This is a genomic window from Enterobacter sp. SA197, assembly GCF_054131575.1.
The window spans coordinates 1,820,660-1,833,201 of the sequence record NZ_CP096393.1 but is presented as its reverse complement, the minus strand read 5'-3'; the positions used below and the strand labels follow the sequence as shown (position 1 = coordinate 1,833,201).

9 protein-coding genes are annotated in these 12,542 nt (G+C 53.6%); 1 reads left to right on the top strand and 8 read right to left on the bottom strand.

Translation table 11 applies throughout. The features are described 5' to 3' along the window. Positions 1-21: 21 nt before the first annotated feature. The 7 genes from M1D91_RS08335 to cmoM all read right to left on the bottom strand — a co-directional run bounded on the left by M1D91_RS08335 (position 22) and on the right by cmoM (position 10,712). Complete coding sequence (locus tag M1D91_RS08335; RefSeq protein WP_437431316.1) at positions 22-669, bottom strand: MBL fold metallo-hydrolase; 648 nt, start codon at positions 667-669, stop codon at positions 22-24. 26 nt (positions 670-695) lie between these two features. Beyond that, a complete protein-coding gene (locus M1D91_RS08330) occupies positions 696-1,244 on the bottom strand; it encodes a DUF882 domain-containing protein (RefSeq protein WP_437431315.1) in 549 nt (182 codons plus the stop codon). A 185-nt stretch (positions 1,245-1,429) separates the two neighbouring features. After that, entirely contained in the window at positions 1,430-3,292 is a 1,863-nt protein-coding gene (gene ldtD / locus M1D91_RS08325) for a L,D-transpeptidase (protein WP_437431314.1), read from the bottom strand. Between the two features lie 177 nt (positions 3,293-3,469). Continuing rightward, positions 3,470-7,918 (bottom strand): chromosome partition protein MukB, encoded by a 4,449-nt coding sequence (gene mukB / locus M1D91_RS08320; RefSeq protein ID WP_437431313.1) that lies wholly within the window; start codon positions 7,916-7,918, stop codon positions 3,470-3,472. Next, complete coding sequence (gene mukE, locus M1D91_RS08315) at positions 7,918-8,622, bottom strand: chromosome partition protein MukE (RefSeq protein ID WP_437431312.1); 705 nt, start codon at positions 8,620-8,622, stop codon at positions 7,918-7,920. The genes mukB and mukE overlap by 1 nt, the downstream gene beginning before the upstream one ends. Beyond that, positions 8,603-9,925, bottom strand: coding sequence for a chromosome partition protein MukF (gene mukF, locus M1D91_RS08310; RefSeq protein ID WP_437431311.1), 1,323 nt, complete (start codon positions 9,923-9,925; stop codon positions 8,603-8,605). Before mukF ends, mukE begins: the two co-directional genes overlap by 20 nt. Further along, on the bottom strand, positions 9,918-10,712 hold the full coding sequence (gene cmoM, locus M1D91_RS08305) for a tRNA uridine 5-oxyacetic acid(34) methyltransferase CmoM (protein WP_437431310.1): 795 nt from the start codon (positions 10,710-10,712) through the stop codon (positions 9,918-9,920). The genes mukF and cmoM overlap by 8 nt, the downstream gene beginning before the upstream one ends. A gap of 118 nt (positions 10,713-10,830) precedes the next feature. Here cmoM and elyC point away from each other — a divergent pair, with 118 nt between their 5' ends. Then, positions 10,831-11,610 (top strand): envelope biogenesis factor ElyC, encoded by a 780-nt coding sequence (gene elyC / locus M1D91_RS08300; RefSeq protein WP_437431309.1) that lies wholly within the window; start codon positions 10,831-10,833, stop codon positions 11,608-11,610. Here elyC and M1D91_RS08295 read toward each other — a convergent pair. Further along, a complete protein-coding gene (locus M1D91_RS08295) occupies positions 11,587-12,480 on the bottom strand; it encodes a YcbJ family phosphotransferase (protein WP_437431308.1) in 894 nt (297 codons plus the stop codon). The genes elyC and M1D91_RS08295 overlap by 24 nt on opposite strands. Positions 12,481-12,542 lie beyond the last annotated feature (62 nt).

Here is a 12,542-nt window from a genome sequence, read left to right as displayed (position 1 = left end):
CGCTTTCGCGGCTTTTTTTATTTACCAGACAGGGAGTTCATCCTGCAGGAAGGGATTATGCAAACGCTCATGACCCAGCGTTGATATGGGGCCATGTCCGGGCACAAAGGTCACATCATCACCCAGCGGCAGCAGCTTAACCCGGATGGAATCAATCAATTGCCGGTGATCGCCTTTCGGAAAATCACTGCGCCCGACGCCACCTTTAAATATGACGTCGCCGGAAATCAGTAAGCGTGAGAGCGCATCGAAGAAAACCACATGGCCGGGCGTGTGACCGGGGCAATGCAGCACCTGCAATTTAACATTGCCAACGCTCACCTCATCCCCTTCGTTCAGCCAGCGATCGGGGGTTAAAGGCTGGCAGTCATCCAGACCAAACATGCGACTCTGCGCGGGCAAGCCTTGTAACCAGAACTCATCTTCTTTTTCCGGACCGATAACAGGCACACCGTAGTGTTGCGCCAGTTCAGCGGCTGCTCCCACATGATCCAGATGACCATGCGTGAGCAAAATCTGTGTCAAGGTTACGCCGGAAGCATCGACTTCTTTTATGATGCGTTCTGCATCGCCGCCGGGATCGACCACGGCAGCCTGCCGGGTTTCTTCACACCAGATTAACGAACAATTCTGCGAGAATGCCGTCACCGGAATAATACGATAGTTCATACTGCTCCTGTTTTTCCGTCTGAGAATTACCAGTGCCGTAACGGCCCGGTATCAATATGCACAAAGTCACTGCTGGGGTAATATCCTACACCACCCGCGCGCATAGATAACGCAGCTTTGCGAACATTGCTCAGAGAAATCCCTTCAATATGAAAATCCATCGCCTGACCTTTGGTGTGGTAGCTTTTTTTGGCGACCCCACGGCTATGGGCACGGAGTTCATTGTTGGTATCAATGGAGCGATACCCTGAAATCAGTTGTACCGGCTTACGCGTTCCCAGCAGACCCTGCAGGCGGAAAAGCTGATCAAACAATTTAGGATCGATGGTTTTTATTTTGTTCGCGCGGTAGTCACGGAAAAAATGGTTCAGTTTTGCTAATTCATCCTGAATATAGCCCTTACCATCGAAAAACTCGGCCTTAATAGTTTCGCCGGTGTGAAGATTATTCAGCGTTAAAATACGTGGGCGTGGCGTTGATAGGGTTGCAAATGCACGTTGAGGTAAGATGGCTGCACCAAGGGCAATACCACCTAATGCCAACAATTTGCGGCGATTAGCGTCAAATTTGTCCATGATATTCAGGTCTTCAAGAAAGCAAAGTGATCGTATTTTATGCACATTATTAGGCACGAAAGGCACCTTACCGGGCAATAACGCCTGCGTCAAGGCAGCCAGACACCAGGAAATACGGGCGTTTGGACAGATCCCGTCCGTATTTCCTGGTTATGACGACAACGATGTTTTCAGAACGTCTTCATTTATCTGATTAATTGTTCCGCCTTCGCCAGGATTTTCGCCCCCGAACGAGCCGGTAAATCATAATTGTAAATATCTGTACGATATTGCGTGCGTCCGTCCGCACCAACAAAAGCAGTCAGGTAATAGAGATTGACCGGAATATTCTGGCGAATATTAACGTAACGGGTATCTCCCCCTTTTAATGCGTCAGAAATGCGAGTGTCATTCCAGCCTGCATCCTGTAATAACATATTGGCAAGCTCAGAGGATTTATTCACCCTCACGCAGCCAGAGCTAAGCGCACGAGCCTCCTTTTGAAAGAGGGCGTGGTTTGGTGTGTCATGCAGGTAAATCGCGTCAGAGCTCGGCATATTGAACTTATAACGCCCAAGCGAGTTGTGCGCGCCTGGGGCCTGCTGGAAACGAAACGGCATGTTAGACGGGGTAATCGTCGCCCAGTCGACCATCCAGGGGTCAATCGCCTCTTTGCTGTTCCAGCCCCGCAGAACCGTATAGTTGTGACGTTCAAGGTACCCGGGGTCATTCCAGACTTTTGGTAAAATATCTTTGCGCGCAAGCGTTGGCGGGACGTTCCAGGGCGGGTTAACAACCACATTATTCAGCGCGCTGCTCATCATGGGCGTTTTACGATCCGGGCGACCGACAATGACTTTTGATGCCAGCACCTCATTACCATTCAGGTAATAGACCAGCGAATATTGCGGAATATTAACCATAATGCCCGTTGAGAGCTTGCCGGGAAGCAAGCGCAGGCGCTGAATGTTCAGCGCCAGCAAGCCCGCACGCTGGGCTGGGGTAACATTGAGCCAGTCACGCGTGGCTGTCCCGATGACACCGTCTGCATGCAGGCCCTGTGCACTCTGAAAGCGTTTTACTGCTTCTACCAGCGTACGATCGTATTCACTGCGTACCGCAGCCACAGCAGGTTTTTTCTTACCTTGCGTTACCGGCGCGGGTACGGCTGGTTTTGTCTCTTCAACCGCAATAGCTGAAGGACTGACAACGTTCGCGCTGTCGTTATCGCCTGGCAGGGCAATATGCGGATGCGCTTCCATCATCCCGCTACGTTGCAAAATCTCACGCAATGCCGGGACATCAATGCTCCATTGACCCGGCCTTAAGGATGCCGTTCCGGTCAGCTGTGGCCAGGGGGTGGTGTCGGCCACTAAAGCCAGCAATGACTTATGCATCACCTCATACTGGGGATGCTGCGGTGCGAGACTGGCAATAAAAGAGGCGAGCTCGCCATTATCCAGGGCCAGTTGCCACTGATTGATAACCGAGAGTGGCGGGGTTTCCAGCGAATAGGGTTTGGTACTGTAAAGCCAGCGGTTACCTTTTACCGGAATACTGGCAACATAATTGAGATAGCCCATCATCGCGTCTGAAAGCACTACGTCTCTTGCCATGCCGGTAACGGCAGGGTCGGTCAGTAGCTCAACCCAGGTCGTAAACTGCGGCTGGAAGCCGGCGATGGCAATCTCAGCTAACTGTTGCTGGAAGGCCTGAACGGCTTCGCGATTGTCCCATAACGGTTTCATCTCACGTGCCGCATAAAGCGCCGCAAGTGAGTTCATGTAAACGGGCGACCAGTTAGCAGGAAGAATCCCCTGCAAAGATGCACGCGCCTCAGCAGGCGCATTTTCACTCGGGAAAGGCGTTAACCCTGCCATCATGGCTGTCGCAGGAGACTGCGCCAGCGGTTGAGATAACGCGGTCGGTTGAAAACCCTGAGTCGCTGAGCTATCAACCGGCACCACTTCAGGCTCATCGGCCTGAGCGCTAAACAGTGGAGCGAGTGCGAATGTCAGGCATAAACCCAACGAAGACATTCGACGACCATACGACTTCATAAGCAACATCCCTTGCCCCCTGTTCACAGTAAATCAGCATCACTTCATTCTTTCTCTAAGTATATAAAGACAAAAAAGCATTTGCCTTACCAAATGTAAAGAAGTTTAAAGACCCACTCACGCTGAGCAGACCTCTTTAGATAAAAAAATGGCGGCATATCTGCCGCCATCAGAGAGCTCAGGTTATCAGGATGCGTCAGCCGTTCCCGGCAACGTTTCTGGTAACTGCGCAGCAAAACCTCGCAGACCTACCACATGTACGTGCTCGTTGTTGTGCACAACCTTACGTACCAGCTTATAGGTGGTTCCTTTTTCAGGGCTGATATTTTCCGGTGCGGCAATGATAAGCTGCATTTCAAGCCGTTCGCACAACTCGAACAGCGTTGCAATGGAACGGGCATCAAGACGTGCCGCTTCGTCAAGGAACAGCAGTCGGCAGGGCGAAATATCTTTTCCACGCAGACGACGTGCTTCATCCTCCCAGCTCTGTACCACCATCACCAGAATCGACATCCCGGTACCAATGGCCTCACCGGTAGAGAGCGCACCCGATTCTGCACGAAGCCATCCATCAGAACCGCGGTTTACTTCCACTTCCATTTCCAGATAGTTACGGTAGTCCAGTAACTCTTCCCCGATGGTTTGCGGCGTCCGCTGGCCCAGATCGATTTGCGGGTTCAGGCGCTGATACAACTTCGCCAGGGCTTCCGAAAAGCTCAGACGATTGCTGTTAAACAGATCCTGATGCTGTTCATGCTGCTCCGAGAGTACCGTCAGCAGGGTGGCATGGGTTTCCCGCACGTTCACGTTAAGCCGCACGCTGTTGACCTGACCAAAGGAGACGCTTTGCAGACCCTGGTTCAACTGACGAATACGGTTCTGCTCACGCTGGATAGTTTTGCGAATAATGTTCGCTACGCTTCGGGAGCTGATGGCCAGTTTCTGCTCACGTGAGGTCAACTCTTCCGTCAGACGACTCAGCTCAATCTCCATCTGTTCAATGGCTTCTACCGGATCGTCAGTACGGATAATATCCTGACGGATACGCTCACGAAGATGCTGATAAACCGCAACGAAGAACTGAATTTTGCGCTCAGGCCGTTTCGGATCTTCCGACATCCTCAGGACATCACGAAGATGCTCGTTATCGGCGACGGCAAGACGCAACGCACCCAGGGCTTTATCCGACATGGAACGCAATTCATCTCCGGAAAGATAAGCAAGTTCACGACGGTGCAGACGGCGTTCAACGCCATTATCTTTAACCATGCGCATAACCGCACACCAGCCAGCTTTTGCCGTCACGACATGCTCGCGCATCTCATGATAGTCGCGTTCAAGACGACGGAGTTTACGGGTCAGATTATCCATCTCCGCCTCACAGAACGTCAGCGCTTTTTCCAGTTGATTACGGCGGGCACGGTTGCCGGAGAGTTGCGCATGCAGCTCATCACGGCGAATGCGCGCTCGCTCTTCCGCACCACTGTCGGCACGCACGCCAATGTCCTGTAACTCTTTTTGCAGATCGTTCAGCAGCTCTTTCTTCGTATCGAACGAACTTTTCAGTGATGCCATAACCTGATTGTACTGGCTAAGCTGTGCTGCATGACTACGCAACGCTTCACGGGTGCGGCTACGCTCTGCTTCTGCCTGCTCCAGACGCTGGCGCAACTTCTCATTCAGATCGTTATTACCACTGAGCATCTGGGCAGAATCGGAATAGCTAAAGTGAGCACGACGCTGGACCACTTCGGCTAACGCGAAGGCCTGTTGACGGGCATCACGCTGCGCCTGCTGCGATAACGCATAATCTTCTTTTAACTGTTCGAACTGCTCAGGATCGTTTTGCAGCACCGAGACTATCGGCTCCAGCTTCGCCAACTGATTACCGTACTGCTGAATAAAGCGGGCCGCTTCCTGAGCTTCATCCAGACGTTCCTGGATTTCATCCACGCGATCGGCAAGCGTTTCATCCGCCAGCAGGCTAAGACGTGGCAGCAGTCGGTTAAGCAGCGCCACCCCCTCTTTGGCCTGCTCGAACTGGGTGCGATTTTGCTGATTATCGTTCTCGTGAGCAGTGATGGCCCGCTCCAGTTCGCCGCGTCGGCTATTGAGCGTGCGTATCTCGGCTTCTGGATCGGCATCAAACGCAACGGCCAGATGGCTCCCGATGAAACGGCTAAAAGCCTGGTGTAAACGCTGGGTTTTCTGCACATCAAAGGACAGGGTCGCAAAACGCTCAGACAGCGCTTCACGCTCCGCATGGAGGCTTTCAATCCGGCTTTCACGCGCCGCTCGCCCGAACAGGGGCACGGACGGAAAGCGTGAATAACGCCACTGTCTGTCAGCAATTTTTACAACGACCGCTTTTTCCAGCTCATCCACGCCGAACACACTGTCATCAAAAGATTGCGGATCGCCTTCAATCAAATAGAGATCTTCCGGGCAGTCCTCAAGACCTTCCAGCTGTTCTGAGACCAGCGATAAATCCGGCACCACAATAGCGTGTCTCGACGGGCCATAAAGCGCTGAGTAGTAAGGGGCATCCTCAAGGCTGACGTCATCATAGATTTCGGACAACAACACGCCGCCAAAACGTTCCGCCAACGCATTAAGGCGTCCATCTTCGGCCCCTCCTGGCTGGCTGAGGCGTTCGATCTCGTCGTCGACAGCACGCTTACGTGCACCTACCTCGTCACGCTCTACGCTGCCTTCACGCTCACGCTCCAGCAGTTGCTGAAGGTATTCGGTGACGTCCTGGCCGGATTCAAACTGCTCTGCGCTCTGCTCACATAGCTGGTTGAGGCTGTTCTGTGCCGCCAGCCAGACGGGCGCACGCAGGGTCAGGGTTTTGATACGGGATTGCAGCTGCTCCAACTCCTGGCGCAGCGCCATGCGTTGTTCGCCTGCACCAGAAACCGTATCTGAGAGCGCTGCGATTTGCGCTTCCAGCTCCTGGTGTAGTGCTTCAAGCTCATCAATGGCATAGGTTTTACCCTGGCGTTTGCAAAAGTCTGCCAGCAGCCGCTCGGCATCCTGCTGTTCGCGTAAACGCTGCTCCAGCTCATTCAATCGCATCCGTAAGGATTGCGCCTCACCGGCCAGGTGGCGCTGGTTTACCCCGTCCCGAAGAAGTTCACGGGCAACGTTCCAGGCATCACTGCGGGGGAGCGGGCCATTGATGGCAACCACCAACTGGTAAGCCTGCTCAAACTGACTGTGCGCCGTTTGTGCCACGCTCATGCGCTGGTCCAGCGTCAGCAGCCTTTCAGTGGCTTCACGCTCTTTCGCCTGGAAGGTCTCCAGCCACTCATCCGCGGTGTCTGACGTCAAATCAGGTAACTGGCAAAGTTCTTTTGCTCGTTGCAGCGCCTGCAAAGCCTGGTTGTACTGAATGGCACGGGTCTGTTGGACATCCAGCGCCTGCTGGTAATCGGCAAGCTGGTTTTTAAGCTCGTCAACTTCAAGCTCTGCGGCTTCCGCCCGGGCTTCATTCTCTTCCTGACGATCTGTTGCTTCAGCCACGACTTCAGTCTGCTCTTCGAGGCGAATCTGCAACTCCTCCAGATCGGCCTCATAGCGCTCGATTTTCTCCTGCTGGCGCAACGCGGTCTGCACCAGGTTAAGGTGATCGCTGGCAGCCTGATAATCAGCCTCAAGATCGCCTTCCGCGCCATTCTGTTCAGCCAGCTCTCGTGCCATATCGACATGTTTATACTGCTCTGCCGCCAGCTGCTGGCGTGAGGAGAACAGATCGCGACGGTCGGTCAGCGCTTTGTCCAGATGAACGCGACGTTCATTAGCGTGACGCATATAGTCCGCTGCCACATAGTTGGTGGCTTCGCTGATCAAATGCTTAAACAGGTCGCGGTCAGACTGGGTGACGCGGATGGCTTCCAGCGTCATCCGGTTCTCCCTCAGGGCAGCTTCCATATCCTGAAACGCCTTACGGACGCCGCTGTTTTCAGGTAACAGATAATCACGCAGAGAACGGGTAATGGCGCTGGAGATGCCGCCATAAAGGGACGCTTCAATCAGACGGTAGAATTTGCTGCGATCGGACGCCGTTCGCAACCGACGCGCCACGATGCCCAAATCAAACATCAGGGCATGGTAGTCGGTGATGGAGTTGAACTGCTTAAACTGCACCCCTTCCATCTCGTCGAGCTTGTCTTTCACTTCCTGCAGCGGCAGTACGCGGGCCTGACGTTCGTTTACTGTCTCCGTCAGAAGCTGCGTTGGTAAAAATGCGGTCGGCAGTCCCTGGATGGCAAAAGGCTTGATATCTACTTTGCGGTCGCGACCCGCAACCTGCTGTAAACGTACCCCCACCAGTACGCGCTGGTGACGAGAGTTGATGACGTCAAGTACGGCATAGCAGACCCCCGCCCTCAGCTTTCCGTGCAGACCTTTGTCGCGCGAACCGGAGGTCGCGCCCGCTTCGGTGGTATTGCGAAAGTGCAGAAGGGTGAGATCCGGAATAAGTGCTGTTACAAAAGCAGCCATCGTTGTGGACTTACCCGCACCGTTGCCCCCGGACAAGGTTGTGACCAGTTCATCCAGATCGAACGTACGGGCAAAGAAACCGTTCCAGTTAATCAGCGTTAGTGAGCGAAATTTACCGCGATCAATCATTATTCTTCCTCTCCGCTTTCCGGCTGGTTTTCTTCTGGATCGTCATTAAGCTGTAGATGATTTTCGACGGGCATCGCTTCGCCGTCACGAATCAACCGGCGCTGCGCTTCACGCGCATCATCCCCGGAGCGTACGTCGGCACCAAAGCGGAATACGGATTCTGTTATCCGGAATTTGCTGCTGTCATTACCCATAAACCAGACCATGCCAAGACGACGCAGACGGTTCAGTGAAGAACGCACCTTCTCCTGCAATTTCTGGCGGTCCAGATCTGAACCGGTTGAACGGTTATTCACCAGTTTTAGTAAACGAGTTTCATCCGCTAATGACAGAAGCTCATCGTAAAGCTCCTGCTGGGTAAAAATACCTTCATTCGCCAGGCGTTCCGGGCTGAGATAGAGGTAACAGAGAATTTTACCCACCATCATATCCAGCTCAGAGAGCACCGAACGCGGGATAAGGGTGGTCGACCGCGGACGTAAATAGAAGAACCCTTCAGGAGCGCGGATTAATTCCACATTGTATCGGGCATAAAATTCTTCCATATATTCCTGAAAATCCATCAGGAACGCATGGTTGTCCAGCTCATCAAGACCGATATGTCGACCTGAACGCAGGGCGCTGTCCAGAGCCGGGAAAAGCGGGTTAGAAAGTGCCTGGGCCAGTTTAACCGGCATCATTTGTTCAATATTTGTCAATGACATGCGCCTGTACCTTGGCTCCGTAATCATTAATCGGCTGCCATTCAGGAGGCAGTCCGGTGAAATCTGCTTGCGCCACGCCAAGGCGTACCGCCTGATCGATGACGATCCTTGCAACATCAAAATGCCGCGCACGTGGATAGCGCAGCAGATATTCGCGCACAACCAGACCAAGATCCAGCGGCGTCTCTTTTGTCTTATAGATAGCGAGCTGTTCTTCGATCATCGCCGCAAGTTGTTCGCGAATTTCGTTGAACTCTTCGTATTCCAGATCCGGTGGAAGTTCACCCGTTACCTCTTCGTCCCGCAGCGCCATCTCTTCATCGCGCATATCCAGCAGCCTGTCGGCGCTGGCATGCGTGAGCGTCCAGGGCGCATCAAAGTAAGACTGCACGGACTGACGAAGCCGCTGGGCGAAGACACGGTTCTTATCCATATCAATAGCGGTACGGATAAATTTGTGCACGTGGCGGTCGTAACCAATCCATAAATCTATCGCCTGTTGCCCCCAACTGACGATGCGATCCAGTTTGCTTTGCAAATCGAATACAAGCCGGTCTACGAATTCAAGGTCGTTGTGTGCCAGGGTCGCATCCTGGATCTGCAGGAGATTGGCCTGCAGCTTATCGCCTGCGGCATCCAGGGTGTCCTGTAATTCACGCAATGTGCCGGAGGTTTCCGACAATAACAGTTCGCAGCTGGATATCGCCGCCCGCCAGTCTTTATTCAGCAACTGGGCAATATCATCTTTCACCAGTTGCTGCTGTTCATCCATCACACGCTGGGTCAAATCGATACTGTCGAAAATCTCGGCCACGGAGTATTTGAGCGGCGCATATACATTGCGGTGCCAGTGGAATTCATCTCCCCCTTCCTGGGCAGCATCGGCGGCTCGTTTTAATTCTGCCGCCACAATTGAGAGCTGCATGGAGAGTCGCAGCGTGGAGAATTCACGCTGGCGAATATAATAATCGGTAATCCCCATTCCCAGCGGCGTCAGGCGATAAATGGCATTGCCTTCAGCAAGTTCACTGGTGAAACGGTTTAATAAACGCTGACGCACCATATCATTGATGGCGTTGTTGGCGCGCTGAGTGATGGTGTCGCTACTCTGTTCAAACGCGTCACTGACGTGGCGGAACGCGTCCACCAGCTCTCCTTCGCTCATTTCGCCATCCAGCCGCTCACCGTTTAACGTGGCGATGGCCAGTAAAAATGAGAGCCTGTCCACCGGCAGGGCGATAGAAAAATCATTTTTTCGGGCCCAGGCAACCAGTTCGGGCACTGTCTGGGAAAATTCACTCATCGTTCATCCTTTCATCTCTCTGCGGCTTGATCGCGGTCACGTGAATATAACGACCCAGGCTGACGTAGGGCTCCTGCCGACAATATTGTGTTTCAAGTTCAAGCAAGGCGTTATAGCACTCCTGCTGCTGATGCTTATCTCGCAGATAATCATGAAAAACGCGGACGCCAGTTTTTCCGGTAATATGCCAGCCTATCTCATTCAGCCAGCCATAGACTTCATCCGGATGGCGCGGATAATCCGGGGACAACGTACGCTTTTTCTTTTTCGGCATACCCGCCAGCACGTAGTCGAAATTGCCGACGACCATATTGCGCATTAACAGCCCGTGCGCATTGTAGAACATCAATGACAGCGCACCGCCTCTGCTGAGTACTGACCATAAGGCCTGCAGCACGCCCGTGGGCTCAGCGACCCACTCCAGCACCGCATGGAACAATATCAGATCGACCGGCGAATCCAAATGCTGCGCAATATCCTGAGCGGCGCACTGTATAAAATGCATATTTCCGCTCACACCTTTCTCCTGCGCCGCAACGCGGGCCCGCTCAATCATCTCTTTTGAGACATCACACAGCGTGACATGATGCCCCCGCAGCGCCATCTGGATTGCCGTCTGGCCCTCACCGCCTCCTGCATCCAGCACCCGAAGCGGCCGCTCTCCAGCTTCTGCCAGCAACGCGTCGAGATCTTGCCAGAGGATCGCCTGACGCAGTTGGCCCTTGGTGGTGCCATAAATGTTTCGCGAGAATTTCTCTGCGATGCCGTCGAAATTACGATCCTGCATGACCGCTCCACGATCCTGACAAAACCGCTATTTTGTCACAGCCGTGCCGAGAATGAACCCACCTGGTGTAAGATCGCCCAGAAACACGCGCTGTATGGTCAAAAAGGAGACGGAAGCGATGCTTTTCACCCTCAAAAAATACATTGGCGGCCTGATGTTGCCTTTGCCCTTTTTGTTGCTACTGATTGGAACAGGGATAGCACTGGTCTGGTTTAGTCGGTGGCAGAGAACGGGGAAAAGTATCATTACCGTAAGCTGGATGGTCTTATTCATGATTAGCTTACAGCCCGTCGCTGACGGCCTGCTTGGGCCGATTGAAAACAGCTACCCCACCTGGCGGGGCGAACAGCGGGTTAATTATATCGTGGTCCTGGGCGGTGGTTACACCTGGAATGATGAGTGGGCACCCAGCTCAAACCTAATCAATAACAGCCTGCCTCGCCTCACTGAAGGCATCCGCCTGTGGCGGGAAAATCCTGGCGCCAGAATGATTTTTACCGGGGCGGCCGCACGAACCAATCCGGTCAGCACCGCTGAAGCCGGCGCTCGTGTCGCAGAGAGCCTTGGCGTTCCACGCAGCGATATCCTCACCCTCGATAGTCCAAAAGATACGGAAGAAGAGGCCGCAGCGGTCAAAGCCGCGATCGGTGATGCTCCTTTTCTGCTTGTTACTTCAGCATCCCATATGCCGAGAGCGGTCATCTTTTTCCGTCAGGCTGGTCTGCATCCCCTTCCCGCCCCTGCCAATCAGTTGGCCATTCATTCACCGCTTAATCCCTGGGAAAGCGCAATCCCCTCCCCGGTCTGGCTGATGCACAGTGACCGGGTTGGGTACGAAACGCTTGGGCGGGTCTGGCAGTGGCTGAAAGGGGAGTCAGGCAAGCCAGGGCAGGAGTGATTTCGAGGCTAAATTGAAATTGTCGCGATTGAAGTGGCCGGTGTTGACTAACTGCGCCACTTCATCCCAGAGCAGATACAACCAGCGCCGCCACATAAAGGCTTCAGAAACGGGTGCGCGCTGGAGATAGTGCCAAAGCAGCCCTTCTGACAGCGCCCCCTCCGCGAGGCGGAACAGCTCATATTCACGCGGAGCCCAGAGCATTATTCCAGGCCCCACCATCGCCAGCAGTTGGTCGCTACGCGCATCTTTCAGCATGCTTCGCAGGTTAAAATTTCCGTGGACCAGTACGCAGTTATCGTTAAATCCGTCAAACAGTGCAGGCAGACATTCGCGCGTGCGAAACAAAATACGCTTATCCTGCATCGTTAACCCGGTATTCTGATACTGATTAAGCGTGGTCCAGAGTACTTCCACTCGCTGGCGATACCAGGACGGCCAGATATTTTCCTGGGTGCTGTCTACCGTGCCGACACATCCACGGCTGTCCTGCCGGTGCCAGGCCAGTAAACCTTCAACAATCTGATCTTTAAGCTGTTCCCAGCGTTCCGGCGTGCGCGCTGGTGCTTCCACCGACACCCCACGTAAGCGTTCGATAAGCAGAACATCCGGGCCCGGGTGCTCTTCATGCGTCATGACTCCATAGACCACGGGCATACGCACCGTACCGCTGCGCGCCAGCATTGAGATTTTCCATGCCAGTTGCCGCGCCAGCCCAGGCGTGGTGAAGCTTCTTGCCAGCAAGGGCATCGCATTACCCTGGCTGTCATAAAGCGACCATAGTGCCGTATCAGGACGTTCGCTCACACATTCCATACGGCTTAGCTTTTCACCCAACAGATGGCTCAGTTCAGCACGCAGTTGTTCCATACAAGATTACCCTCATGAAGACCACTGCTTTTTATAATGAGCGCCTGCCACGGGGAAGTCAC